Genomic DNA, 23593 nt, shown 5'->3' with positions numbered 1-23593 from the left:
CAAGGTTCGCCAGCGCCCCCGCCCTAAGCCGCATCGATCTGGAGACAAACCATGAGCGCCCCCGAACCCAAACTGGCCGACCAGATCGCTCCTGGCGCGTCGGGCCTGGAGCAACTCCAGGCGATGATCGCCGCCGGTGGACGAGCGCCCATCGGCGAGACCCTGGAATTTTCGCTCACCGAGGCCGGCGACGGCTGGGCGGCGTTCGAGGGCCTGCCAGGGCGCCACGCCTACAATCCGATCGGCACGGTCCACGGCGGCTATGCGGCGACCTTGCTGGACTCCGCCTGCGGATGCGCCGTGCACTCCAAGCTCAGCGCCAAGCAGGCCTACACGACCCTGGACCTGAAGGTGTCCTATCACCGGCCCCTCACGGACAAGACGGGCCTGGTGCGCGCCGAGGGCCGTGTGGTGACCTTCGGCCGCCGCGCCGCCTTCGCCGAAGCCACGATCAAGGACGCCAGGGGACGGATCTACGCCACGGCGACCTCGAGCCTGCTGGTGTTCGAGCGGTGAGAAGAGCCCGTTCAATTATCGGAACCCACCTCGCCCTCACCTCACCTGTGTCTCCAGGTCCGGCCCCGAGGGGCCGGCTGTTGATCAAGGAAAATGCGGGGCCAGCTTTGGCGCGCGCCCTGGGCGGCGGCCTCGATCACGCCGGCCAGGGCCTTGGGCTGCGAGGCGAAAACGACGTTGCTGCCCTTGACCTCGGTCGCATTGGCGCCAATGCGCCGGGCGATCTTGCGCAGCAGCTCGGAGGCGATCGCCCCGTCCCTCCGTGGCGCCCACCGCCCAGCTGGGCTTGGTCTTCCAGGCCGCGACCGTCAGCTTGGCCTTGAGCGCCGCCAGCGCGACGGGGTCCTGTGAAGCCTGCAGGAACGCCGCGTCTAGCCCTCGCCAGCGCTCGACCACAGCAGGTCAGCTGAAGGCTTGGCCGCGCCAAGTGCGGACGTCTGCCGCCGCTAGAAAGGCGACGTATGCCCACTTCGGGATCGCGTCATCGCCACGTTGCCGCGCCGAGCGGGCTTCTAACCTCCCGTGTGGGGCTCGCGAGATTCAGCCTATCGACGGCCTAAGGGCGTCGCTGGTTCCACTATGGCGCCGCGCGAAGTCGACGAACGCCTTGAACGCGGCGGTCGGATTGCGCCGGCTCGGATAATAGAGGCTCAAGGGTGACAGGCTTGGCGTCCAGTCCTCGAGCACGCGCACGAGGCGGCCAGCCTCGATGTCGTCTCGCACATCGGACTCCATCGCCAGGGTCAGGCCCACGGAGGCCAGGGCTGCGGTGCGGGCGAGGCTCGCTTCGTCGAGAGTAACGGCGCCCTCGACGTCGATCTGGACGGACTGTCCATCCTTCTCGAACGGCCAGCGGTAGATTGCGCCGTTGGGAAGCCGGACGCGGAGACAGGAATGCTCCGCCAGGTCCTGGGGGATCACGGGCGTCCCGTGCGCCTTCAAATAGCCCGGTGAGCCAACCACGACATTGCGCCGCGCGCCGCCCAGCCGGAGCGCGATCATGTCGACGGGCACAAGGTCGGCGCTGCGAACGCCGAAGTCGAAGCCGCCCTCGACGATGTCCACGAGGCGCCCCTCCGTGACGATATCGATGTGAACCTGCGGGTGCACGCGCAGGAAGGGAAGGACGAGCCAGGAGAAGATTTCCCGCGCCGCTGTGGGAAAGGCATTGATGCGCAGCGTGCCCGAAGGGGCCGTTTTCTGGGAGCGCGCAATGTCCATCGCTTCGTGAATGTCGCGCACGGCGGGCGCGACCTGCGCAACGAATTGCTGGCCAGCCTCGGTCAGGGAGACACTTCGCGTCGTGCGGTTGAAGAGCCGTACGCCGAGCGAGCGTTCCAGCTTTACGATCGCGTTGCTGAGCGCAGTCGTCGACATCCCTAGCTCAAGCGCAGCCGTGCGGAACTTGCCCCGTCGGGCGACCATCAGGACGGCGTCCAGTTCGGTAAGGCTGCCTTGGACCATTGTCCTGCCTTTCGTGATGAAGCATTCCTGATTGACCGGATTATCACGCAAACTGGCGACGTCTAACTTGTCTGGCAAGCGCACTACCAGCCGGCCTGGCTGCCAGCGCTGAAAGCAGGACAAAGACGATGTCGCTCGACCTTCCATCTCCGATCGCCGCCTATGTGGCCGCGAACGCCCAGCTCGATGTGGACGCCATGCTGAAGCCCTTCGCGGCCGACGCCGTCGTCACGGATAATGGCGCGGTGCTTCGCGGGCACGCCGAACTGAGGTCCCTGTTCGAACACGAAGTGGTCCCCGTGAAGGCGATCTTCATGCCCGACACCGCCCGGTACGAGGGCGGGCAGATCGTGGTCGAAGGCCTCGCCCACGGTGACTTCCCAGGCAGCCCGATCCGCTTCACCTACCGCTTCACGCTGGAGAACGACGGCATCAAGGCCCTGGAGATCACCGTATGACCTTCAAGGCAGATCCGACCGAGTTCGCCGGCAAGCGCGTGCTCATCAGCGGCGGCTCAAAGGGCCTGGGTCGCGCGACTGTCGACCGCTTCCTGGCCGGCGGCGCCCGGGTGATCACCGCCGCCCGCGGAAGCCTGGAGCCCATCGACGGCGTCGAGTTCGTCCAGGCGGACCTGACGACGGCCGGGGGCGGGGAAACCTTCGCCAGGGCGGCGCTTGAGCGCCTGGGCGGGATCGACATCCTCGCCCACGTGGTCGGCGGCTCGTCGGCGCCGGGCGGCGGCTTTGTCGCCTTGACGGACGACTACTGGCTCTCCGAACTCAACCTGAACCTTCTGGCCACGGTCCGCCTCGATCGCCTGCTGATCCCGCAGATGATCGAGCGCGGCGCCGGGGCAGTCGTGCACGTTACGTCCATCCAGTCTGTGCTGCCGCTTCCCGAGGCGACCACGGCCTACGCCGCCGCCAAGGCCGCGCTCAGGACCTACAGCAAGTCGATCTCCAAGGAGCTGGGCCCCAAGGGCGTGCGGGTGAACGCCGTGTCGCCTGGTTGGATCATGACGGAGTCGACCGGCGTGTTTCTCAAGCGTCTGCAGGACGCCAACGACGGAACGATCGAGGACGCGCGCCAACTGGTCCTGCAGGGCCTTGGCGGCATTTCGATCGGTCGCGGGGCCGAACCGATCGAGGTCGCCGACCTCATCGCCTACTTGGCCTCGGATCGCGCCGCCGCGATCCACGGCGCCGAGTTCGTCGTCGATGGCGGCACAGTGCCGACCGTCTGATTGCGTGTCCATGCCTGGCCGCGCAGGCCAGGCATGGACAGATGTCCGACAACGCCCAGCGCCCTCGAACTCTGCCTCACGGTCGTTCATCAGCCTTGGCGGTGGACGTCCCAGTCCCCCATCCGCCGATGGCGCCGTATATGTCGTTCCTCAGCGCCCGGACCTTGTCATTCAGGTCGTTGAGGGCGTCAGGCGACTGGCCCGAGGCTTCGAGCAAGGCCGCGCCCAGGCAGCCGGCCTCCTGCTGCATCGCCCGTCCGGCGTCCGTCAGGGCGACAATGACCTGGCGGGCGTTGGCGGGGTCGCGGGTCCGGTTCACCAGGCCCGCCGCCTCAAGACGCTGGAGCAAGGGGGTTAGGGTGCTGGATTCGAGCGCCAGACGATCGGCTAGCCGCCCCACCAATTGCCCGTCTTCGGCCCACAACAGATTGAGGACCAAATACTGGGGGTAGGTCAGGCCGAGCGCGTCGAGCAGGGGCTTGTAGGTGCGCTGGATGGCGATGCCTGCCGAGTAGATGGCGTAGCAGAGTTGGTCGTCGAGCGGAGGCGGGGGGCTGTGGTTCATGACGGTCTCCTCCTGTCCATATAGGCCCAATCCGAGAAATTGCTATCGCGATAACTTTCCACTGGACGACCGCGTGCGCGAGCGCTAAAAGATACTTATCGCAATAACTTTTATCGCAATAACCCCACGAACACCACTCTTCACAGGTAGGATTCCATGATCCGCCAAGCGCGCACCCTTCTCATCGCCGCCGCCCTGACGGGCTTGGCCGGCGCCGCTCATGCCCAAGCCGACGCCTCGCACGACGCGCATGCGCCCGCCGTCCACAACGTCGTCCTTGTCCATGGCGCTTTCGCCGACGGCTCGGGCTGGCGGGGGGTCTACGACCGACTGACCGCCCAGGGCTACAAGGTCAGTATCGTCCAGAACCCGCTGACCTCGCTGGCCGACGACGTCGCCGCCACCCGCCGCGTGCTGGCCCGCCAGGACGGTCCGACCATCCTGGTTGGCCACTCGTACGGCGGCACAGTGATTACCGAGGCCGGCAACGATCCCAAGGTCGCGGGTCTGGTCTATGTCGCCGCCCTGGCGCCTGACGCCGGTGAGTCGACCGGGGACCAGTTTGCCGAGGTCCCCGCCCCTCCTGGCTTCGTGATCGAGCAGCAATCGGACGGCTTCGGCTTCGTCAACCTCGCCAAGTTCAAGGCTGGCTTCGCCGCCGACATCAATGACGCCGACGCGGCCTTTATGCGCGACAGCCAGGCGCCGATCGCCATGTCCGCCTTCGGCGACAGGGTCACCAAGGCCGCCTGGCGCGTGAAACCCAGCTGGTTCGTCGTGGCGACCGAGGACGGCGCAATAGATCCCAAGCTCCTGCGCAAGACCTCCACCCGCATTGGCGCGCAAGCCGTGGAGATTACGGGCAGCCACGTCGTCTTCCTCAGCCGGCCGCAAGCGGTGGCCGAAGTGATCGACAAGGCCGCCAAGGCCGCCCTGTCCAAGGCGAAGTAGGACCTAGACCGACTACGGGGCCCGATGGGCCAGCCGCCGGCGCGCCAGACGCGCCGGCGGCTGGGCCGTGAACACGGCTGGAAACGGCGGCGGCTACACGGGCTTTGACTTCGCCGAGCGAACATCTCAAACGGTGACGACCTGGTCGGGCATGAACGGCTTGCAGGGCGGCGACCCGGCCAAGCTCGCGGGCGCTCTGGTGACTCTTTCGGACTCCGGCGATCTGCCGCTTCGCTTCGTGGCGGGGGCGGACGCCATGGCCGCGGTCGAGACCAAGCTGCAGACCCTTCAACAGCAGATAGAGGCCCATCGCGATCTGTCCGCCTCGCTCGCGTTCGACGAATAGCATTCAGCGCGTGTGGTTTGAGGCCGTGACGCGCCAATTGCCGACATTGCGATACGGTCGGCCGATTATTCAAACCGGCCCGTCGGGCTCCACCGCGTCGCTACTTCCTCGCGCAACGACTCGCAGAAGCTGGTGACGAGAGCGGTGGGCTTGGCGCCGGCCCGCATCTTGAAGCCGATGGTCCGATGACCCGCGCCTTCCAGCGGAATGACAGAGAAGCCTTCACCCGCAGCGCCGATCTGGACCTCGGAGATAAGGGTGATCCGATCGGTCGTGCGCACCAAGCTCTCCAGGACACTCAGCGAATTGGCCAGAATGCAGTCCTTGGGCCAGGCCACATTGCGGGTCATGAACATCGCCTCGACGTGGCGGCGATACGTGCTGCCCTGGCGTGGCAGGATCCAGCGCGCCATCGCCAGCTCCGGCAAGGTCAGGCTCTTGCGTCCATGGAAGGTGCTCAGGGGGCCAGCGGCGATAGCGAAGGGATCCTCCAGCAGCACCTCCTCGACAACGTCCGGTGCGCCGCGGAACATCTCGGCAACCGGGCCGACGATGATGTCGATACGGCCAGCGCGCAGCATGGGCACCAAGGCGTCGTCCAGATCGTCGACGATCTCAATATCGACCGCCCCGCACTCGCTCACCAGCCGCCCCAGGGCCTTGGGCACCAGATCGGCCAGTACGCTGGGCGTCGCGCCGATCCGCAGCGGGCCACTGATCCCGTTGGCGTAGTGCCTGACCTCGGTCTCGGCGTCGGACAGCAGCGAGAACACCCCCTCGGCCCGGCGGACCAGGATCTCGCCATAGGCCGTCAGGCTTGAGCCGCGACGGCTGCGTTCGAGCACCTGAACGCCCAGGCGCTGCTCCAGCAGGGCGATGCTATTGGACAGCGCCGGCTGGGACATGCCCTTCTCCGCCGCGGCCCGGGTGAACGAGCCATACTTGGCGATCGCCAAAAGGTTGGCGATCTGTCCGGCGTCAACAGCCATAAATTGAACCTATGATAAGACCCACTTTCATTATTTGACGTTGGTTCTAAATCGCGGTCAATCGAGTCTGAACCTGGACCGTGGCGACCTGCGGCCGGCGACACGAGGGCGCAAAGCCCCGCCAAAGGCTCCGGCCGACCACGGGAGGAACATCGATGCACGGCGCGATCAACGTCACGCGGGAACTGGGCGAGACCCGCCTGGGCCGCTTCCACATCGGGTTCGCGCTGCTGATCGGGGCGATGCTCTTCATCGACGGCTACGACTTGTTCAACGCCGCCTATGTCGCCCCCTACGTGAAGGCCGAATGGAGCCTGCAGGCCCCGCAGATCGGCCTGATGTTGTCGATCGGCCTGGCCGGCTTGGCCTTCGGGGCCATCCTGCAAGGTCCGCTGGCCGACCGCTTCGGCCGTCGCCGGCTGATGCTGTCGGCCGTCTGGGGCCTGGGGCTGGCCAGCCTGGCCCTCTGGCTCTGGGCTCCCACCTTCGTGGAATTCTGCGTGCTGCGAGGCCTGCTCGGCGTCTGCCTGGGCATGATCTCGCCCCTGGCCTTCGTCTACGTCAACGAATGGGCGCCCAGCAATTGCGCCAACCGCTACGCCACCCTGGCCTTCGTGCTGCCGTTCTCGCTGGGCGGCATCGCCGCGGGCCTGGCCGGCATGACCATCGGGCCGGTCTGGGGCTGGCGCGAGCTCTATCTGATCGGCGTGCTGGCGGTTCCCCTGGCGATCGCCGGACACTTCCTGCTGCCAGAATCGGTGCGTCACCTGGTGCGCAAGGGCCGCCACGCCGAGGTCGCCCGCCTGCTCGCCCAGGCCCGCCCCGAGCGCGCCCATACCTATGCGTCGGCCGAAGGCTTCGTCACCGGCGAGCCGCCCGCCTCATCCGGTTCGTTCCTGGCCCTGCTGGGCGAGCGCTATCGCGGCGTGACCCTAGCGATCTGGGTGGCCGGCGCCCTCAGCCTGTTCTGCATCCACGGCCTGACCGGCTGGCTGCCCAGCATCGTGCTGGCTCAGGGCGCGGGCGTGCGGACGGCCTTCGGCTATGGCTCGCTGCTGATGACCATGCAGATCGTGGGCGGCGCGATCGGCGGCTGGGCGGCCGACCGCTACGGCCGCGTGCCGACCATGGCCGCGGGCTTCGCCGGCGGGGCCGTCGCCCTGCTGCTGCTGGTCCCGGCGATCAGCACGCCGGCGGCGATGGTCGTCGTGGCGCTGACCGGGCTGTTCGTCTTCGGCGCCCAAGCGGTCATGAACAACTTCATCGCCATGAGCTACGAGACCGGCCTGCGCGGCACCGGGGTCGGAGTCGCCGTCGGGGTCAACCGGATCGGCGGCGTGCTCGGCCCCCTGCTGATCGGCCTGGCCCAGCAGACCGGCGACGCTCTGCTCCTGACCCTGGGCATGCTCGCCCTGGCCCAGTTGGCCGCCGCCGCCATCTTCTCCATCCGGCGCAGGGCGCTGGAAGTCGGTCTCGTCACCGTCGCAAAGAGCGCCTGAGGCACATCGTCATGCTTAAGACCCTTCTGCTCGCCCCCAGCCTGCTGGTGATGCTCACCGCCGCCGCGCCGCGTCCCGCCGAACAGGTCGAACTGGGCCGTCGCACCGCGCCGCTGATCGAGCAGGACGGCCTGGCCTTCAAGGATCTCGACCGCAACCATCGGCTCGACTCCTACGAGGACTGGCGCCTGCCCGCGGCGGTCCGCGCCCGGGATCTGGTGGCGCGGATGACGCTGGAAGAGAAGGCCGGCGTTTTGATGCATGGCACCCCGCCGGGTCAGGGCGGCGACTTGCGCGCGCCCTGGGACCTGGCCGCGTTCAAGCCCTGGATCCAGCAGCGCCACGTCCGCTTCTTCATCCACCGGGTCAGCGGCAAGCCCCGCGACCTGGCCGAAATGGCCAACGCCGCCCAGGCTATGGCCGAGGACAGCCGCCTGGGCGTGCCGATCGTGTTCAGCAGCGACCCACGCAACCATTTCCAGGCGGCCCTGGGCGTCAGCGTCAGCGCCGGGCAGTTCTCGCAATGGCCCGAGACCACCGGCATGGCCGCGATCCGCGACCCGGCCCTGGTGCGTGATTTCGGCCGGATCGCCGCTCGCGAATACCGCGCGGTCGGGATCACCATGGCGTTGTCGCCGATGGCCGACCTGGCGACCGAACCGCGCTGGCCGCGCATCAACGGCACCTTCGGCGACGACCCGGAACTGACCGGGAAGCTGGTCGAGGCCTATGTCGAAGGCTTCCAGGGAGGGCGCGAAGGCCCCGGCCCGAACGGCGTCGCCACCGTGGTCAAGCACTGGGTCGGCTACGGCGCCCAGCCCGCGGGCTACGACGCCCACAATCCTTACGGCAAGGACATCGCCTTTCCCGGCGGGCGCTTCCAGCAACATGTCCAGCCCTTCCTGGGCGCCTTCGACGCCAAGGTCTCCGGCGTCATGCCCACCTACGGACGGCCGCCCGAGGGTCTGCTGATCAACGGCCGGCAGGCCGAGCGCGTCGGCGCCGGCTTCAGCCGCCAGATGGTTACCGACCTGTTGCGCGGAACATACGCCTACAAGGGTTTCGTTCTCACCGACTGGAAGATCACCGACGACTGCGACGCACCGTGCGTCAACGGCACCCTGCATCACGACGAGGTCGGCATGCCCTGGGGCGTGGAGACGCTGAGCAAGTCCGAGCGCTTCGCCAAGGGTATCGACGCCGGCGTCGACCAGTTCGGCGGCGTCATGGACGCCGACATCCTGACGGACCTCGTCCGCTCGGGGCGGGTTTCGCAGACGCGGCTCGACGAGTCGGCTCGGCGGATGCTGGAACTGACCTTCGAGCTTGGCCTGTTCGAAAACCCTTATGTGGATCCCGCCGGGGCCGAGGCCGTGGTCGGCGACGCGGCGGCCAGGGCCGCCGCGCTCGACGCCCAGCGCCGATCGCTGGTGCTGCTGGAAAACAGCGGCGGCCTCCTGCCGCTATCCGCGGACAAGCGGCCCAAGGTCTGGCTGTGGAAGGTGTCCAAGGCCGCTGCCGAGGCCCGCGGCTTCCAGGTGGTCGACCGCCCCGAAGACGCCGACGTCACGCTGCTGCGCATCGTCGCCCCGTTCAAGACCCGTCCGCAGTACTTCTTCGGCTCGCGCCACCACGAAGGCGGCCTGGCCTTCGCCGAGGACAACGCCGACCGCCAGGCTGTCGAACGCGCGAGCGCGGCGACGCGCACGATCGTCAGCGCCTATCTCGACCGGCCCGCCATACTGACGCCGATCCGCGCCAGGGCCAACGTCCTGATCGCCGACTTCGGAGCCTCCGACGAGGCCCTGCTCGACATGCTGACCGGCGACGCCCCGTTCCAGGGCCGGCTGCCGTTCGAGCTGCCGTCGTCCGAAGCCGCCGTTGAGGCGCAGCTTCCCGACGTGCCGGCCGATTCGGCCGATCCCCTCTACCGCACCGGCTTCGGACGGAACCGCTAGACCCCGAGCGCAGCCGTTCACGCGGCGCGTCGCCCTGGCTTCGACAAGGTCGGACTCCGCCGCGATCAGTCATAAGTAAAATAGCGTACGTACCGACAATCCATCATTGGACCAAGGGGCACGGAGCGCGCCATGTCTCGCTCATCGGCCAGCCCGCAGGGGCGGCCCGCCGGAAGGCCATCAATAATAAGTTGGGGAGGACTATTCCTTGATCACCGTCAAATTCACCCGGCGTTCGCGCTACATGGTCTCTACCGCCGCCGTGGCGCTGGGCGCCCTGATCTCCGGCCAGGCCATGGCCCAGGACGCCGCCGCGACCATCGACGACACGGCCGTGACCGAGATCGTCGTCACAGCCCAGAAACGTAGCGAGCGCCTTCAGGACGTCCCCCTGGCCGTGACCGCCCTGGGCGCCGACGCCCTGCAGCGCAACCAGGTCAACAGCACCGCCGGCGTCGCCTCGCTGGTGCCGTCGCTGACCTTCACCCAGTCGACCAGCGACCTGAACAACAACGTCCGTATCCGCGGCGTGGGCACGGCCCTGTTCAACGCCGGCCTGGAATCGGCGGTCTCGTTCGTCGTCGACGGCGTAGTGATGTCGCGCCAGGGCCAGGGCTTCCAGGACCTGATCGACGTCGAGCGCGTCGAGGTTCTGCGCGGTCCGCAAGGCACGCTGTTCGGCAAGAACGCCACCGCCGGCGTCATCAACATCGTCACCAAGCGCCCGTCCAAGAGCTTCGAGGCCGTGGCCGAAGCCACCGCCGCCGAACAGGGCGAGTACCGCCTGCGCGGCTCGGTGTCGGGCCCGCTCAGCGACACGGTCGGCGCGCGGCTAACCGCGTTCTATAACGACAACCGCGGCTACATCTACGACTACGGCAAGAAGGACTGGGTCTACGGCGGCGAAGACCTCGGCGTGCGCGGCAAGCTGGAATGGCTGGCTTCGGAGAAGCTGAACATCCTGGCCACCGCCGACTATCGCGACAGCAAGTCCGACTGCTGCCAGCCGATCCCCTACCAGACCTCCAACAGCGTCCTGAACGGCCTGCGCTCGCCGATCGTCGCCTCGGTCTCCAACCGCAGCGTGATGAGCGACAGCAACACCTTCGCCGACTCCCAGCAGAAGGGCCTGTCAGTCGAGGCCAACTACGAGCTGGGCGACCATACGCTGACATCGGTCACCGCCTATCGCACCTGGAAGATGAAGAACAACGTCGACGTCGACGGCTTCGTGGCGTCCACGCCGGTCTACGTGCCCTTCGGCAACGGCTATTTCGGCGTCAACGGCGGGACGATCGACATCTCGCAGTTCACTCAGGAACTGCGCCTGACCTCACCGTCGAACCAGCCGCTGACCTACACAGTGGGCCTGTTCTACTTCAACCTGGACCTCGACCGCGCCTTCACCCGCCGCGTCGGCGGCTGCGTCACCACCCCGGCGGCCTACGGCCAGGCCTGCCCCACCTACTATTTCTCGTCGGCCTCGCACCAGGCCAACACCCAGACCGACAACATCGCCGCCTTCGGCCAGGCCGACTACAAGCTGACCAACGCCCTGTCGGTGTTCGGCGGCTTCCGCCTGCAGAAGGAGACGGTGTCGTACTGGGGCGAGCGCACCGCCAATCCGGCCTTCGCCGGCGACCGCCTGCTGTTCGCGGCCAACACCGGCAAGGGCGAGGTGTCCGACACCGACCTGTCGGGCAAGGCCGGCGTGAAGTACGCCTTCAGCAGCCGCGCCCAGACCTACGCGACCTGGTCGCGGGGCTATAAAGGCCAGGGCTACGACGTCGAGATCACCGCCGACTTCGCGGGCCAGACCGCCGTCAAGCCCGAGACCGTCAACGCCTACGAGCTGGGCTACAAGCAACAGGCCTTCCAGGGTCGCCTGACCCTGAACACGGCGCTGTTCTACGCCAAATACGACAACCTTCAGGTCCAGTCGACGATCGCCCCGAACGTGTCGGTGCCGACCAACGCCGGGACCTCGGTGTCCAAGGGCCTGGAAGTCGAGTTCTCGATCCGTCCTGACGACCACTGGTCGATCAACGGCGGCGTGACGCGCCTGGAAGCCCGCTTCGACGCCGACCGCATCGCCTGCGCCCTGCCCGCCCAGGCCACGCCCATGACCCTGGCTTCCGGCGCGGCCGAACCGGTCAACACTTGCTTCCGCCTCGGCAGCGGCACGGTCCAGAACGTGCGCGACGGCATCCTGCCCAACGCCCCCGACTGGCGCGGCAACCTCAACGTCCGCTACGAGACCGACCTGCCGGGCGGTGCCTGGGTCGGCTTCGGCCAGTTGGGCATGAACAGCCAGAGCGAGGTGCTGTTCTCGCTGGAGCAGGACAAGGCCCTGCGCCAGGGCGGCTACACCACCTTCGACGCCAGCGTCGGGGCCCGCTCGGCCGACGACCGCTATCAGCTCACGATCTTCGTCCGCAACCTGACCGACAAGCACTACGCCGTCGGCATGCAGCGCGACAACATCGTCACCAACGCGGCCAATCCCGGCAACATCCTGTTCTTCACCTCCAAGGACGCCGCCCGCTACGCCGGCGCCACCCTGCGCGTGAACTTCTGATCCCCTCCTGGGCGCGCCGGCCCCTTCCGCCGGCGCGCCAGCCTTTTTTCAGCTTTCATCGCCGGAACCGTGAATGTCGCGTCCCGCCTCTTCTTCCGTCCCGCCGTCCGGGGACGCCGCGCCTTTCTATGAGGTCGCTATAATCGGTTGCGGTCCCGTTGGGGCCATGGCGGCCAATCTGCTGGGGGCTGCGGGGCTGCAGGTGGTGGTCCTGGAGCAGGAGCGCGATCCGCATCCGCTGCCGCGGGCGGTGCACCTGGACCACGAGATGATGCGTATCTTTCAGGGTGCGGGACTGGTGGACCGGCTGCGCCCCCTGATGCGCGAGACCCAGGGCCATCTGCACATCGGGGCCGACGGTGGGGTGATCCGCTACATGGGCACGGCCGGCCAGGCCAGGCGCTTCGGCTGGGCCAACGACTACTTCTTTTACCAGCCCGAGCTGGAGGCCCAGCTGCGCGGGGCCCTGGACCGCTTCGCCGGGGTGGACCTGCGCCTGGGCGCGCGGCTGGAGAGTCTGACCCAGGACGAGGACAGCGTGGCCCTGGCCCTGGCCGACGGCCAGACCCTGCGCGCCCGCTGGGTCATCGCCTGCGACGGCGCCCGCAGCGCCGTGCGCAAGAGCCTGGGCGTGCGGCTGGACGACCTGCGCTTCGAGGAGCCCTGGCTGGTGGTCGACGCCGAGGTCGACGGCCCCATAAGCTTCCCGCCGATCCCGGGCCTGCCCGCCGGCGCGGACCTGCAGCAGCTGTCGGTGATGCTGTGCGACCCGCGCCGCCCCACCACCATCGTCCCCGGCCGCGGCGATCACCGCCGCTGGGAGTTCATGCTGCTGCCCGGCGAGGACGACCAGGCGATGATGCGACCCGAGGCCGTCGAGGCCCTGATCGCCCCCTGGGTGGCCGGCTCGACCTATCGCCTGGTGCGCGCGGCCACCTACCGCTTCCACGGTCTGGTCGCCGAGCGCTGGCGCGTGGGCCGGGTGTTCCTGGCCGGCGACGCGGCCCACCAGACCCCGCCGTTCTTCGGCCAGGGCATGTGCCATGGCCTGCGCGACGTGGCCAATCTGGCCTGGAAGCTGCCGCTGGTCGTAGGCGGCCTGGCCGACCAGACCCTGCTCGACACCTACCAGCCCGAGCGCGACCCCCATGTGCGCGGCGTTATCGGCGCGGCCGTCGCCGCCGGCCGCTACATCTGCGAGCTCGACCCCGCCAAGGCCGCCGAGCGCGACGCCAGGATGCGCCAGGCCATGGCCGCCAGCGTCCCCGGCGCCACCGCCGCTGACCTGATCCCCGCGTATCAGGCTGGCGTCGTGCGCCCCGGCTGCGGCGAGCGCTTCATTCATCCGCGCGTCGGCGCCCAGCGCCTGCTGCTCGACGAGGTCCTGGGCCGAGGCTTCTGCGTCATCGCCCGCGAGCCCCTCGCCGCCACCCCGGCCCTGACCGCCTTCGCCGAGTGGGCCGACTGGGCCGCCCTGGGCGGACGGGTCCATGTGCTGGGCCGCGACCTCGACGACGCCGACGGCGCCCTGGCCGCCTGGCTCGACGCCAGGGACGCCGCCGCCGTGCTGCTGCGCCCCGACCGCTACGTCTACGGCCTGGCCAAGGCCCCCGCCGACCTGCCCGCCCTGATCGACCAGCTTCGCGCCGATCTGTCCCTGACGCTCGCCGCCCGCGTGGAGACCCCATGTCCCGCCTGACCCTGGAGGCCGCCTCCCTCATCGTCGACGCCGCTCTCGCCCAAGCCCGTCGCGACGGCTACCAGCCGCTGGCTGTGGCCGTGCTCGACGCCGGCGCGCACCTGGTGGCGCTCAAGCGCGAGGACGACGCCAGCCTGATGCGGCCGCAGATCGCCGTGGCCAAGGCCACTGGCGCGCTCGGCATGGGCTATGGCAGCCGCGAGCTGGCCAAGCGCGCCAACGCCGCGCCGGTGTTCTACTCCGCCCTGTTCGCGATCAGCGGCGGGGCCATGGCCCCCTCGCCCGGAGGCGTGCTGATCCGCGACCCGCAAGGGCTGATCATCGGCGCCGTCGGCATCAGCGGCGACACCGGCGACGCCGACGAGGCCTGCGCCATCGCCGGGGTCATCGCCGCCGACCTCACCCCCGATCCGGGCGGCGCGCCCGCGCCCCAAGCTTAAGGAGCCGCCATGCGCCTTCGCAGCATCGAACTGAACCTGCCCGACACCGCCGCGGCCGCCGCGTTCCTGACCGACATCTGGGGCCTGGCCGACGCCGGCGCGGCGGGCGATACCCGCTATCTCCGCGGTTCGGGGACCTTCCCCTATCTCGTGGCCATGACCGAGACGCCGGGATCGTCGGTGCGCTGCACCACCTTCGTCGGCGAAGAGGCCGAGGTCGCCGAAATCGCCGACAAGGCCCGCGCGGCCGGCGCCCCTGTCGTCGAGACCACCTCTGACGATCTCGGCGGCGGCGCAGGGATCCTGGTCCAGCTGCCCGAGGGCGAGGTGTTCCGCTTCCTGCACGGCGCTGCCCTGGCCGAGCCGATCGAGGGCCGCGACCTGCCGGTCAAGCTGACCCACGTGGTCATGAACGCCGCAAACGCCGAGGCCACGGCCGATTTCGCCGAGGCGGCCCTGGGCTTCAAGGTCTCCGACCGCACCAAGGGCATGGTGTTCGTGCGCTGCAACGCCTCGCACCACTCCACCGCCTTCGCGCGCGCCGGTTTCACGTCGCTGAACCACATCGCCTTCGAGATGGCCGACCTGGATGCGGTGATGCGCGGCGTCGGCCGCCTACGTGACACCGGCGCGGTCCCCGCCTGGGGCCCCGGCCGCCACGGCCCAGGCGACAACGTGTTCGCCTATTTCATCGCCCCGTTCGGCGCGGTCGTTGAGTTCTCCACCGCCGTCGAGATCATCCCCGACGACTACAAGGTTGGCGCGCCCGAGGACTGGACCTGGCCGGAAGGCCGCATCGACCAGTGGGGCCTGTCGGGCAAGGACTTCGCCGCCCTCAACACCGCCGAGCGCACCTTCGGGCACGCGCCCCTGCCGACCGCGGCCGCCTAGACGCAACGCACTCCAAGAGTCGAGACCAACTCCATGAAACTGATCAGCTTCCTGCGGAACGGCGTTCCCTCCTACGGCGCCATCCAGGGCGACCGCGTCGCCGATTTCGGGGCGATCGCCGGCCCGGACGAGCACGACCTCGTCGCCGCCCTGCGCCTTGACGCCATCCAGGCCCTGGCCGCTGAGGCGCCGTTCGACGTGCCGGTCTCCGAGATCGAGCTGCTGCCGGTGGTCACGACCCCAGGCAAGATCTTCTGCGTCGGCCACAACTACGAGACCCACCGCCAGGAAACCGGCCGGGCCAAGGTCCGCCATCCGTCGATCTTCACCCGCTTCGCCGACACCCTGACCCCGCACGGCGGCCCGATCGTGCGCCCGCAAAGCTCGACCATGCTCGACTACGAGGGCGAACTGGCCGTCGTCATCGGCAAGGGCGGCCGCCACATCAGCGAGGCCGAGGCCATGAGCCATGTGGCCGGCTTCGCCTGCGCCAACGACGCCTCGGTGCGCGACTGGCAGTGGCACACCCAGCAGTTCACGCCCGGAAAGAACTTCCCCGGCACCGGCGGCCTTGGCCCCTGGCTGGTCACGCCCGACGAGATTGACGACCTGAACGCCGTCACCGTCACCACTCGCCTCAATGGCCAACAGGTGCAGCACGCAAGCCTGGCCGACCTGATCTTCCCCCTGCCGACGATCATCGCCTATCTGTCGGAATTCACCCCGCTGTCGCCGGGCGACCTGATCCTGACCGGCACGCCGGGCGGCGTCGGCGCCAAGCGCGAACCGCCGCTCTGGATGAAGGCCGGCGACGTGGTCGAGGTCGAGATCACCGGCATAGGCCTGCTCACAAACTCGGTCATCGACGAGGAGTAGTCGTTTAGCCGCCGCCTCCGATCAGGCGGCAGCGCGCCAACAGCGGAAATTGGCTTGCTTCAAGGAACTGGACGTCGCACCGCTCAAAGCACAGACGAGGCCGGCCGCTGCCTGCTGATAGGTGATCCGGTCACGGGCAGTCTGAGAAATACGCCGCCGAAAGGTGTTGGTGCTGGAAGGGCGCCGGCTCGGATGTTCACTTGTAGCGACGGCAGGATCAAGGTGGGCGCTGGAAGCGTCGCGTCCCGAGCCTCGCGCAGGACCACGAACGCATCCTCGGCCTGGCCGTCCCGGAGGTGGATGTTGCGAGCCCGCTGCTCGGCCACCGTGGTCTCCCAACGATAGTCCGACCGGCCCTCGGGGAGGTAGTCGTGGCCGACGAACACCCGGGTTTCCGGGGGCAAGTCCAGGACCTTGCGGATCGAGCGGAACAGCGTGCGCGCGTCGCCACCGGGGAAGTCGGCGCGAGCGGTGCCGTAGTCGGGCATGAAGATCGTGTCGCCTACAAAGGCCGCGTCGCCGATCCGATAGGTCAGGCAGGCCGGCGTGTGTCCGGGGGTGTGCAGCGCGCCGATCGTCAGCTGGCCCAGCGGCAGCGCGTCGCCCTCTTTCATCAGCACGTCGAAGGCCGAACCGTCGGCGGCGGCCTCGGACTCAAACACCGGGATGAAGGCCTTCTGCACCTCGACGATCCTGGCCCCGATGACGATCTTCGCGCCGGTCTCGCCGCGGATGTAGTCGGCGGCCGACAGATGGTCGGCGTGGGCGTGGGTCTCGAGCACATAAGTCAGGATCAGGCCGCGCGCCGCGACGGCGGCCAGCATGGCGTCGGCCGAGCGCGTAGAAAGCTTGCCGGCCTTGAGCTCGAAGTCGAGGACGGGGTCGATGATCGCCGCTGTCCCAGTGACCGGGTCGACGACCAGATAGCTGACGGTGAAGGTGGCGGTATCGAAAAACGCTTGAACGTCGGGCCGCATGGCCGGAGCCCCCCTTTAGCAAGATCTATATATTAGGCATTGCTAAATTAGATCAAGCTAATATATGACGTTCATGTTCGATCTCTCGCGTTTTGATGTCAGCCAGTTCGAGGCCAGCGCCGCGCAGGCCGCCAAGCTCCTGCGCGCCTTGGCCAACGAGCGACGGTTGATGATCCTGTGCCAACTCGCCGATGGCGAACGGTCAGTGGGGCAGATCCAGCCCCTGGTCGGCCTGTCGCAATCGGCTCTTTCGCAGCACTTGGCCGTGCTGCGCGTGGAGGGTGTCGTGGCCTCGCGCCGCCAAGCCCAGGTGGTCTGGTACCGGATCGCCGATCCCGCCGCCCTCAAGGTGGTCGGCACGCTCGCGGAGATCTTCTGCCCTCCAGTGGAGAACGCCGCCCATGACCAAGACCTTGAATCTCCTGAAGCCTGACGAAGCTGCCCGGCGCCTGGCGGAAGGCCGCGCCATCCTGATCGACATCCGTGAGCCCGATGAGTTCGCCAGGCGTCACGCGAAAGGCGCGCTGTCGCGTCCGCTGTCGAGCCTGGACGCCAAGAGGCTGAGCTTGCCGGACGCGCGCGAGGTGATCTTCACCTGCCGCTCGGGCATGCGCACCGGCGCCAACGGCGAGCGACTCATGGCCGCTTGCGGGCGTTCCGCGCACGTGCTGGAAGGCGGCCTCGACGCCTGGAACGGCGCTGGCCTGCCGATCGAGGTCGACCGCAAGGCCCCGCTGGAGATGATGCGCCAGGTCCAGATCGTCGCCGGATCGCTGGTGCTGATCGGCGTCATTCTGGGCCTGACGGTCTCGCCCTGGTTCCTGGGCGTGGCGGGCTTCGTTGGCGCGGGCCTGACCTTCGCGGGGATCACCGGCTTCTGCGGCATGGCGCGGCTGCTGGCGCTTGCGCGCTGGAACCGTCCGGTCTCGGTGTGAAATCATGGATGCGAGCCTTCTGGCCGCCGCCCTCAGCGGGGCGGTCGTCGCGCTGCTGCTGACGCTGTTCGGCGGCGGCGGTTCGGTGTTGGCCACCCCGTTGCTGCTCTATGTCGTCGGGGTCCGGGACGCGCACGTGGCGATCGGGACCTCGGCGGCGGCGGTGGCGGTCAACGCCGCCACGAGCCTCGCCGCCCACGCGCGGGCGGGTCGCGTGAAGTGGCCCTGCGCTCTGACCTTCGGCGCGCCGGGCCTGGTCGGTTCGCTGGTCGGCGCGCATTTGGCCAAGGCCGCGTCTGGAAGTCATCTGCTGGCCGGGTTTGCCCTGGCCATGGCGGCAGTCGGCCTTTCGATGTTCCGAGCGCCGCGCTCGTCGGGCGACCCGGACGTCCATATCGATCCCGACAAGGCCCTGAGGCTGGTTCCCGCCGGCGCGGCCACCGGCCTGGCGTCAGGCTTTTTCGGCATCGGCGGCGGCTTCCTGATCGCGCCCGGCCTGATGGCCGCGACTGGCATGGCCTTGGCAAACGCGGCCGCCTCGTCCTTGGTCTCGGTCAGCCTATTTGGCGCGGCGACAAGCCTGAGCTACGCCGCATCCGGGCTGGTGGATGGACGTCTGTTTCTGGCTCTGGTCGGGGGCGGCGCTGTCGGCGTCCTAGCGGGTGCGCGCCTGACCCCGCGCCTGACCTCAAGCGCCCTGCTGGCCCGCCAGCTGTTCGCGACCATGATCGTTGCCACGGCGGCCTACGTGCTCTGGCGGGCAATCGGTGCCTAAGGGGTTAACAGGTCGGCGTTCCGCATGCATCCCAAGGGCTGCTTTCCACCCTGCTCGGCTGACGCCGAGGTTCGATCACTGGCGGGGCAGCGCCAAAAGCGGCCGTTGGCGAGTCTCCAGAAACTCGACGCTCGCCCAGGCGCGGTCAGTCGTTGAGGAGCACGATCTTGCCGGTCACCGATCGGGCCTCGAGCGCGCGATGAGCCTCCGCCGCCGCCCGCAGCGGATAGGTCGCGCCGACCTCAGGGGTCACGACGCCATCCGCCACCAACTTCAGCACGGTGGCCAGATCGTTTTGATAGGCGCTGGGCCGTCCATCGCGCCAGGGCTCGCTGGAGTAGGCGACCACGCCCTGCCCCTTGGCGAACAGGCCAAGGCTGGAGAACCGCGCGTTCAGGAGCAGGTCGGCCACCGCCAGCGGATTGACCTTGCCGCCTCGACTGACATCGTAGGCGCCGTAGAACACGCCAACGCCGCCAGGACGCAGCGCCGGCATCGAGACCGTCTTGAAGTGCTTTCCGCCAAGGTGGTCGAACGCCGCGGCCACGCCGCCGCCGCTGAGGGCCATGGCCCGGGCGACGACGTCCTCCCGCGCGTAGTCGATCGGTTCGCCGCCACGCTGGGCGACGGCGTCGGCCTTGCCGCGCGAGGCGGTTCCGATGGCGCGCACGCCGGCGATGCGCGCCATGTCGAGCAGCAGACCGCCCACGCCGCCGCCGGCCCCGTGCACCAGGACCCATTCGCCTGGCGCGGGGTTGGCGATGCGATGGAGCATTTGCCAGGCTGTCACCCCGTTCAGGACCGCCGCCACCAGCCGGCACGCATCCACCCCCTCTGGCGCGGGGACCAGCCATTGCGCCGCGACGTTGCGGCGGGTCGCGTAGGAGCCGAAGACGGTAATCCCGGCCACGCGCTGGCCGATGGCCAGGTCCTTGACGCCTGGTCCGATCGCCTCGACCCGGCCGACCAGGTCATAACCCGGCGTGATCGGCGGCTTGTGCCCCGCATAGACGCCCTGCCGCATCATGATGTCGGCATAGGCCACGCCGACCGCTTCGATCGCGACCCGGACCTCACCGGCGGCCGGTGGCGGCAGGCGGCGCTCGACCGCGGTAAGCACCATCGCCGATCCCTTGCGAGGGATGTGCATTTCGAGAGCCTGGTCGGTCATTTCGGCAGTCCTGGGGTTCGGGGGTCTCAAAGCGCGAGGCTATGCGGGCAGTCGCATCTGCTTGCGCAGGCTCTTGTCAAAGGCCTTGGCCGGCGCGAACCGGCGCAACAGCGCGATCTGCTTGGCCAGCTTGCCGGCCGGGTATCGCAGGCGCGGCTGCGGATCGACCGCGGCCGCGCGAACGACCGCGGCCACCACCTCGGGCAACTCGGCGGTCGGCATGACCTCGTCCAAAAGCGCCCGCACGCCCGCCCGCGCCTGATCGTAGACGGCGATCTGGGCGTCCGCCTCTACGGCGTTCTGGTCGAAGGTGCTGCGGATGTAGCCCGGCTCGATCAGGGAGACGCGGACATTGAAGGCCCGAACCTCATGGTCGAGCGACTCCGAATAGCCCTCCAGGGCATGTTTGGTGGCCGCGTAATGGGCGGAATAGGGCGCGGGGATCAGTCCAAGAACCGAGCTGATGTTGAGAATTCGACCTTGGCGTCGGGCGCGCATCGACGGCAGCACGGCGTTGGTCATCCGCATGACGCCGAACAGGTTGACGTCGAACAGGGCCTGGACCTGACCGATCGAGCTTTCCTCGGCCCCGCCCGTCAGGCCAAGACCCGCATTGTTGACCAGTACGTCGATCTGGCCTGCCTCGGCCAGCACTTCGGCGACCAGTTCGCGGACGGACGCCTCGTCGGTGACGTCGCACACCACCATACGAACCCCTTTGGGCGCGGCGACGGTCGGTCGGCGGCTGGTCCCATAGACCGTGTAACCGCTCGCGGCCAGAGCTTGGGCGCTGGCCAGGCCGATGCCGGCGGACGCTCCGGTCACCAGGGCGATCTTCTTGCGTTGAATGGTCATGGGCCTTCCCGTAGGCAGCAGGCGCAAGAGCGACGCTGCTCATTGCATTACGATCATAATGTGGAAGTATGATCATAATGCAATGAGAATTTCGGAGGCAGAACATGCGCTATGAAAAAGGACATCGGGACGCGTCGCGCGAGCGCATCCTGCAGGCGGCTTCGGAACGCTTCCGGGCCGACGGCATCGCCGCCTCCGGCCTGGCGCGCGTCATGAAGGACGCTGGCCTGACGAACGGCGCCTTCTATCCCCACTTCGAGTCCAAGGCCGAACTGGTGCGCGAAAGCCTGGTCGCCGCCCTCGACGCGCAGGCCGACCAAATGCGACAGATCCTTGCCGCTGACGGTCTCGAAGGGCTGATTGCGGCCTATCTCTCCCCAAAGCACCGCGACAATCCGCAGGGCGGCTGCGCCACCTCCGCGCTTGCCGCCGAGATCGCGCGCGAGCCTCTGGAAACCAGGTCCGCCTACACCGGGCGCGTCGCTGCGTTCGCCGAGCTGGTCGCTGCTTACCTTCCGCCGCACGCCTCGGACCGGGAAGCCGCCGCCACGGCGCTGCTGGCGACCTGCATCGGCACGCTGCAAATCGCGCGCGCCGTCGACAGCACGGAGATGTCCGATCGCATTCTCGCGGCGGGTCAAGAAGCGGCGCTGACGCTTTTGCGAACTAGCGCATCGTCAGCGACCTAGGTGTCGTTTCCAAGAAGGTTGTTCACCCGCTGCCAGGGCGTGAGGCCGCGGATGCCTGAGTGGGGGCGTTCGAGGTTGTAGCTGTCGGTCCAAGGCTTGATGGCCCTGGCGCGGTCTTCGGAGCAGGCGTAGGGACGGCCATAGGCCCACTCGCGCAAGCTGGTCTGGATGAAGCGTTCGGCCTTGCCGTTGGTGCGGGGCGTGTAGGGCCGGGTGCGCACGTGCCTGGCTCCGGCGGCCTGAAGGGCCTTGGCGAAGAGCTTCGAGCGATAGGCCGAGCCGTTGTCGGTCATGACCCGCTGTACGACGACGCCGTGACGGCCGAGCCAGGCGATGGCCCGCTCCAGGAAGGCGGTCGTGTCGGCCTGGCCTTCGGAGGGAAGGACCTCGGTGTAGGCCAGACGCGAGGCGTCATCGACGCAGACATGCAGGAAATCCCAGCCGGCCTTCCTTGAGCGACCAGCCTGGCGATCACCCGTCACACGATGGCCTTCGACGCGGAAGCGACCCAGCTTCTTGATATCCAGGTGGATCATCTCGCCCGGCGCGGCGCGCTCGTAGCGGACGATCGGGACCTTCGGATCCAGGGCCGACAACTTGCCCAGCCCCAGGCGACGCAGGATCAGGCCCACCGTCGAGCGAGGCATTCCCAGGGCGCGGGCGATGGCCGGTCCGGTCATCCGCTGGCGGCGCAGCGCCTCGATCTGGCCGATCACCTCGGCAGGCGTTCTGCGCGGACACCGGCGGGGTGCCGAGCTGCGGTCGTGAAGCCTTCGCTCGCCGCCCCGCCGATGCCGTTGCAACCATTTGCCGGCAGTGCGCCGCGAGACCCCAAAGGCCTCCGCCGCCTCACCGACCGATCAGCCTCGTTCGATCCGATCAATCATCAGGGCTCGACCAACTGGGGTCAGCCGCGCATTCTCGTGCACGTTCATCCGGGGCCTCCGGCGCTAGAGTTTGGAGCTTCGCAACCCCAGCCTCTCAGCACCGCCCCGGGTGAACAACCTTCATAGCTTCGACACCTAGGCGGCGTCTGACTACTTAGTCTTTGGCGAGGTCGCGCCAATTGCCGAATTAGCAGGGGGTCACGTCAGGCGGACAGTGGTGAAGTCGTCTTCTCATCCACGCCCAGTCGGGGTTGCCCCCGCAAAGCATGGCCTTGATCCGGACATACGCGACGATGAAAGTGGCTTCGTCCACCACCAAGAGTTTCCAATGTCCGGCAACGATCAAACTCGTCGGGCCGCGATCAGCGGCGCAGCGCTGACAATGGCCTCAGCCAGTTCCCTGGCGGCTCTAGCCGCACCACGCGCCGTCGGCGGGACGGGACTGGAGACTGGAGCGATCCGGGCCATCGGCGTTGACACGGTGCGGACGAATTATATGGGCCGTCCGGCCTTACGCGCCACGGCATTGGAAAACGTTCCAGAGCTCGATCGGCTGGTGGTGCTCGACACGCCCGCCTTCGGCGACGGCGTCATCGAAGCCTGGATAAGCGGCGCCCCGAGCGCTACAGCCAGCGCCACGGCGCGAGGCTTCGTGGGCCTGGCTTTCCGGGTGCGCGACGAAGCTCAGCTGGAGGCCATCTATCTGCGTCCAACCAACGGCCGGTCCGACGACCAGTTACGCCGCAACCATGCCGTCCAGTACATCTCTCACCCAAACTATCCTTGGGAGCGGCTGCGCGCCGAAACCCCGTCCAGGTATGAGACCTACGTCGATCTCGAACCTGGGCGGTGGACGCACATGCGGATTGTGGTGGCGGGTTCCAAGGCTCGGCTGCATGTTGACGGCGCAGAGCAGCCGACCCTGATCGTTGGCGACCTCAAGCACGGCGCCGACGCCAAGGGCGCCGTAGCGCTCTGGATCGGCCCGGGCACGCTGGCCCATTTCAGCGGCGTGAGGATCACGTCCTAGGTGTCGTGAAATCCAAGCGCCGGATCGAGACGCGGCTCAGCCTCGAAGGCTTGTTCGCAAAGTTCACGCTGCTGGCCTCCGAGCGCTGGGAAAGCCCTACACAGCAGCGCCCGCCCCCGCCTGAGCCACTCCTTCCCTGACGGTCAGGCCGTCCGCTTTTGCGGCGTGGTTGCGCCAACAGCCGACCTTCGGCCATCTTCGGAACTCCAACAGTTAGGCCCGAAACCGCGTATCGCCCCCGCCGTTGATCGAACTGTCC

General features: G+C 68.2%; 23 protein-coding genes and 1 pseudogene. 17 read left to right on the top strand and 7 right to left on the bottom strand.

Annotated elements, in window-relative coordinates; genetic code table 11:
* Window positions 1-51: 51 nt before the first annotated feature.
* Entirely contained in the window at window positions 52-516 is a 465-nt protein-coding gene (locus DDF62_RS16130; RefSeq protein WP_116490041.1) for a PaaI family thioesterase, read from the top strand.
* A gap of 540 nt (window positions 517-1056) precedes the next feature.
* Here DDF62_RS16130 and DDF62_RS16120 read toward each other — a convergent pair.
* The gene (locus DDF62_RS16120) at window positions 1057-1980 is read right to left on the bottom strand and encodes a LysR family transcriptional regulator (RefSeq protein ID WP_116490040.1); all 924 of its coding nucleotides are present in this window, start codon (window positions 1978-1980) and stop codon (window positions 1057-1059) included.
* Window positions 1981-2108: 128 nt separating this feature from the next.
* Here DDF62_RS16120 and DDF62_RS16115 point away from each other — a divergent pair, with 128 nt between their 5' ends.
* Together DDF62_RS16115 and DDF62_RS16110 are read left to right on the top strand one after the other, a co-directional pair.
* Window positions 2109-2438 carry a nuclear transport factor 2 family protein gene (locus tag DDF62_RS16115; RefSeq protein WP_116490039.1) on the top strand — a complete coding sequence of 110 codons (330 nt, stop codon included), beginning with the start codon at window positions 2109-2111 and terminating at the stop codon, window positions 2436-2438.
* Window positions 2435-3223 carry an SDR family oxidoreductase gene (locus tag DDF62_RS16110; RefSeq protein WP_116490038.1) on the top strand — a complete coding sequence of 263 codons (789 nt, stop codon included), beginning with the start codon at window positions 2435-2437 and terminating at the stop codon, window positions 3221-3223. The genes DDF62_RS16115 and DDF62_RS16110 overlap by 4 nt, the downstream gene beginning before the upstream one ends.
* Window positions 3224-3299: 76 nt before the next feature.
* Here the strand turns inward: DDF62_RS16110 and DDF62_RS16105 are convergent, their stop codons facing one another.
* Entirely contained in the window at window positions 3300-3788 is a 489-nt protein-coding gene (locus DDF62_RS16105; RefSeq protein WP_116490037.1) for a MarR family winged helix-turn-helix transcriptional regulator, read from the bottom strand.
* A gap of 156 nt (window positions 3789-3944) precedes the next feature.
* Here DDF62_RS16105 and DDF62_RS16100 point away from each other — a divergent pair, with 156 nt between their 5' ends.
* Both DDF62_RS16100 and DDF62_RS16095 read left to right on the top strand, forming a co-directional pair.
* On the top strand, window positions 3945-4739 hold the full coding sequence (locus DDF62_RS16100) for an alpha/beta fold hydrolase (RefSeq protein ID WP_116490036.1): 795 nt from the start codon (window positions 3945-3947) through the stop codon (window positions 4737-4739).
* A 67-nt stretch (window positions 4740-4806) separates the two neighbouring features.
* Window positions 4807-5085: a Rossmann-fold NAD(P)-binding domain-containing protein gene (locus DDF62_RS16095; RefSeq protein ID WP_133244937.1), complete on the top strand. Its 279-nt coding sequence runs from the start codon at window positions 4807-4809 to the stop codon at window positions 5083-5085.
* Between the two features lie 65 nt (window positions 5086-5150).
* On the opposite strand, the gene DDF62_RS16090 is transcribed toward DDF62_RS16095, so the two are convergent.
* Window positions 5151-6074 carry a LysR family transcriptional regulator gene (locus DDF62_RS16090; RefSeq protein WP_116490034.1) on the bottom strand — a complete coding sequence of 308 codons (924 nt, stop codon included), beginning with the start codon at window positions 6072-6074 and terminating at the stop codon, window positions 5151-5153.
* Between the two features lie 155 nt (window positions 6075-6229).
* Between DDF62_RS16090 and DDF62_RS16085 the strand changes: the two genes are divergently transcribed.
* The 7 genes from DDF62_RS16085 to DDF62_RS16055 all read left to right on the top strand — a co-directional run bounded on the left by DDF62_RS16085 (window position 6230) and on the right by DDF62_RS16055 (window position 16015).
* Window positions 6230-7573 (top strand): MFS transporter, encoded by a 1344-nt coding sequence (locus tag DDF62_RS16085; protein WP_116490033.1) that lies wholly within the window; start codon window positions 6230-6232, stop codon window positions 7571-7573.
* Between the two features lie 11 nt (window positions 7574-7584).
* A complete protein-coding gene (locus DDF62_RS16080; RefSeq protein WP_116490032.1) occupies window positions 7585-9531 on the top strand; it encodes a glycoside hydrolase family 3 protein in 1947 nt (648 codons plus the stop codon).
* A 208-nt stretch (window positions 9532-9739) separates the two neighbouring features.
* Complete coding sequence (locus tag DDF62_RS16075; RefSeq protein WP_116490031.1) at window positions 9740-12109, top strand: TonB-dependent receptor; 2370 nt, start codon at window positions 9740-9742, stop codon at window positions 12107-12109.
* Between the two features lie 73 nt (window positions 12110-12182).
* Complete coding sequence (mhpA, locus tag DDF62_RS16070) at window positions 12183-13808, top strand: bifunctional 3-(3-hydroxy-phenyl)propionate/3-hydroxycinnamic acid hydroxylase MhpA (RefSeq protein WP_116490030.1); 1626 nt, start codon at window positions 12183-12185, stop codon at window positions 13806-13808.
* Window positions 13796-14248: a GlcG/HbpS family heme-binding protein gene (locus tag DDF62_RS16065; RefSeq protein ID WP_116490029.1), complete on the top strand. Its 453-nt coding sequence runs from the start codon at window positions 13796-13798 to the stop codon at window positions 14246-14248. Before mhpA ends, DDF62_RS16065 begins: the two co-directional genes overlap by 13 nt.
* Window positions 14249-14257: 9 nt before the next feature.
* Complete coding sequence (locus tag DDF62_RS16060) at window positions 14258-15139, top strand: VOC family protein (protein WP_116490028.1); 882 nt, start codon at window positions 14258-14260, stop codon at window positions 15137-15139.
* A gap of 33 nt (window positions 15140-15172) precedes the next feature.
* A complete protein-coding gene (locus DDF62_RS16055) occupies window positions 15173-16015 on the top strand; it encodes a fumarylacetoacetate hydrolase family protein (protein WP_116490027.1) in 843 nt (280 codons plus the stop codon).
* A gap of 83 nt (window positions 16016-16098) precedes the next feature.
* Here DDF62_RS16055 and DDF62_RS16050 read toward each other — a convergent pair whose 3' ends face one another.
* On the bottom strand, window positions 16099-16992 hold the full coding sequence (locus DDF62_RS16050) for an MBL fold metallo-hydrolase (RefSeq protein ID WP_116490026.1): 894 nt from the start codon (window positions 16990-16992) through the stop codon (window positions 16099-16101).
* Between the two features lie 73 nt (window positions 16993-17065).
* Here DDF62_RS16050 and DDF62_RS16045 point away from each other — a divergent pair, with 73 nt between their 5' ends.
* From DDF62_RS16045 to DDF62_RS16035, 3 genes are read left to right on the top strand one after another with little or no spacing between them, the layout of a single operon-like run.
* Window positions 17066-17425, top strand: coding sequence for an ArsR/SmtB family transcription factor (locus DDF62_RS16045; RefSeq protein ID WP_165832273.1), 360 nt, complete (start codon window positions 17066-17068; stop codon window positions 17423-17425).
* Window positions 17394-17927: a rhodanese family protein gene (locus tag DDF62_RS16040; protein ID WP_116490024.1), complete on the top strand. Its 534-nt coding sequence runs from the start codon at window positions 17394-17396 to the stop codon at window positions 17925-17927. The genes DDF62_RS16045 and DDF62_RS16040 overlap by 32 nt, the downstream gene beginning before the upstream one ends.
* A 4-nt stretch (window positions 17928-17931) precedes the next feature.
* Window positions 17932-18702 carry a sulfite exporter TauE/SafE family protein gene (locus tag DDF62_RS16035; RefSeq protein WP_116490023.1) on the top strand — a complete coding sequence of 257 codons (771 nt, stop codon included), beginning with the start codon at window positions 17932-17934 and terminating at the stop codon, window positions 18700-18702.
* Window positions 18703-18847: 145 nt separating this feature from the next.
* Here DDF62_RS16035 and DDF62_RS16030 read toward each other — a convergent pair whose 3' ends face one another.
* A complete protein-coding gene (locus DDF62_RS16030; RefSeq protein ID WP_116490022.1) occupies window positions 18848-19873 on the bottom strand; it encodes a zinc-binding dehydrogenase in 1026 nt (341 codons plus the stop codon).
* A 39-nt stretch (window positions 19874-19912) separates the two neighbouring features.
* Complete coding sequence (locus DDF62_RS16025; RefSeq protein WP_101717121.1) at window positions 19913-20728, bottom strand: oxidoreductase; 816 nt, start codon at window positions 20726-20728, stop codon at window positions 19913-19915.
* Between the two features lie 104 nt (window positions 20729-20832).
* Here DDF62_RS16025 and DDF62_RS16020 point away from each other — a divergent pair, with 104 nt between their 5' ends.
* Window positions 20833-21417: a TetR/AcrR family transcriptional regulator gene (locus tag DDF62_RS16020; protein ID WP_116490021.1), complete on the top strand. Its 585-nt coding sequence runs from the start codon at window positions 20833-20835 to the stop codon at window positions 21415-21417.
* On the opposite strand, the pseudogene DDF62_RS16015 reads toward DDF62_RS16020, so the two are convergent.
* Window positions 21414-22352: pseudogene (locus DDF62_RS16015) on the bottom strand (IS481 family transposase). The gene DDF62_RS16020 and the pseudogene DDF62_RS16015 sit on opposite strands and share 4 nt — an antisense overlap.
* A 280-nt stretch (window positions 22353-22632) precedes the next feature.
* Between DDF62_RS16015 and DDF62_RS16010 the strand changes: the two are divergent.
* Entirely contained in the window at window positions 22633-23334 is a 702-nt protein-coding gene (locus DDF62_RS16010) for a LamG domain-containing protein (protein WP_116490020.1), read from the top strand.
* Window positions 23335-23593: the final 259 nt, after the last annotated feature.

It is taken from the genome of Caulobacter radicis (assembly GCF_003094615.1).
GTDB classification, from domain to species: Bacteria; Pseudomonadota; Alphaproteobacteria; order Caulobacterales; family Caulobacteraceae; genus Caulobacter; species Caulobacter radicis.
Note: the sequence above shows the minus strand (reverse complement) of the source record. Positions and strands in the feature narration are given on the sequence as shown.

Excerpts from the sequence above, each read along its gene's own strand:
- DDF62_RS16130 (WP_116490041.1), top strand. The coding sequence starts at position 52 with ATGAGCGCCCCCGAACCCAAACTGGCCGACCAGATCGCTCCTGGCGCG.
- DDF62_RS16120 (WP_116490040.1), bottom strand. The coding sequence starts at position 1,980 with ATGGTCCAAGGCAGCCTTACCGAACTGGACGCCGTCCTGATGGTCGCC.
- DDF62_RS16115 (WP_116490039.1), top strand. The coding sequence starts at position 2,109 with ATGTCGCTCGACCTTCCATCTCCGATCGCCGCCTATGTGGCCGCGAAC.
- DDF62_RS16110 (WP_116490038.1), top strand. The coding sequence starts at position 2,435 with ATGACCTTCAAGGCAGATCCGACCGAGTTCGCCGGCAAGCGCGTGCTC.
- DDF62_RS16105 (WP_116490037.1), bottom strand. The coding sequence starts at position 3,788 with ATGAACCACAGCCCCCCGCCTCCGCTCGACGACCAACTCTGCTACGCC.
- DDF62_RS16100 (WP_116490036.1), top strand. The coding sequence starts at position 3,945 with ATGATCCGCCAAGCGCGCACCCTTCTCATCGCCGCCGCCCTGACGGGC.
- DDF62_RS16090 (WP_116490034.1), bottom strand. The coding sequence starts at position 6,074 with ATGGCTGTTGACGCCGGACAGATCGCCAACCTTTTGGCGATCGCCAAG.
- DDF62_RS16085 (WP_116490033.1), top strand. The coding sequence starts at position 6,230 with ATGCACGGCGCGATCAACGTCACGCGGGAACTGGGCGAGACCCGCCTG.
- DDF62_RS16080 (WP_116490032.1), top strand. The coding sequence starts at position 7,585 with ATGCTTAAGACCCTTCTGCTCGCCCCCAGCCTGCTGGTGATGCTCACC.
- mhpA (WP_116490030.1), top strand. The coding sequence starts at position 12,183 with ATGTCGCGTCCCGCCTCTTCTTCCGTCCCGCCGTCCGGGGACGCCGCG.
- DDF62_RS16065 (WP_116490029.1), top strand. The coding sequence starts at position 13,796 with ATGTCCCGCCTGACCCTGGAGGCCGCCTCCCTCATCGTCGACGCCGCT.
- DDF62_RS16060 (WP_116490028.1), top strand. The coding sequence starts at position 14,258 with ATGCGCCTTCGCAGCATCGAACTGAACCTGCCCGACACCGCCGCGGCC.
- DDF62_RS16055 (WP_116490027.1), top strand. The coding sequence starts at position 15,173 with ATGAAACTGATCAGCTTCCTGCGGAACGGCGTTCCCTCCTACGGCGCC.
- DDF62_RS16050 (WP_116490026.1), bottom strand. The coding sequence starts at position 16,992 with ATGCGGCCCGACGTTCAAGCGTTTTTCGATACCGCCACCTTCACCGTC.
- DDF62_RS16045 (WP_165832273.1), top strand. The coding sequence starts at position 17,066 with ATGTTCGATCTCTCGCGTTTTGATGTCAGCCAGTTCGAGGCCAGCGCC.
- DDF62_RS16040 (WP_116490024.1), top strand. The coding sequence starts at position 17,394 with ATGACCAAGACCTTGAATCTCCTGAAGCCTGACGAAGCTGCCCGGCGC.
- DDF62_RS16035 (WP_116490023.1), top strand. The coding sequence starts at position 17,932 with ATGGATGCGAGCCTTCTGGCCGCCGCCCTCAGCGGGGCGGTCGTCGCG.
- DDF62_RS16030 (WP_116490022.1), bottom strand. The coding sequence starts at position 19,873 with ATGACCGACCAGGCTCTCGAAATGCACATCCCTCGCAAGGGATCGGCG.
- DDF62_RS16025 (WP_101717121.1), bottom strand. The coding sequence starts at position 20,728 with ATGACCATTCAACGCAAGAAGATCGCCCTGGTGACCGGAGCGTCCGCC.
- DDF62_RS16020 (WP_116490021.1), top strand. The coding sequence starts at position 20,833 with ATGCGCTATGAAAAAGGACATCGGGACGCGTCGCGCGAGCGCATCCTG.
- DDF62_RS16010 (WP_116490020.1), top strand. The coding sequence starts at position 22,633 with ATGTCCGGCAACGATCAAACTCGTCGGGCCGCGATCAGCGGCGCAGCG.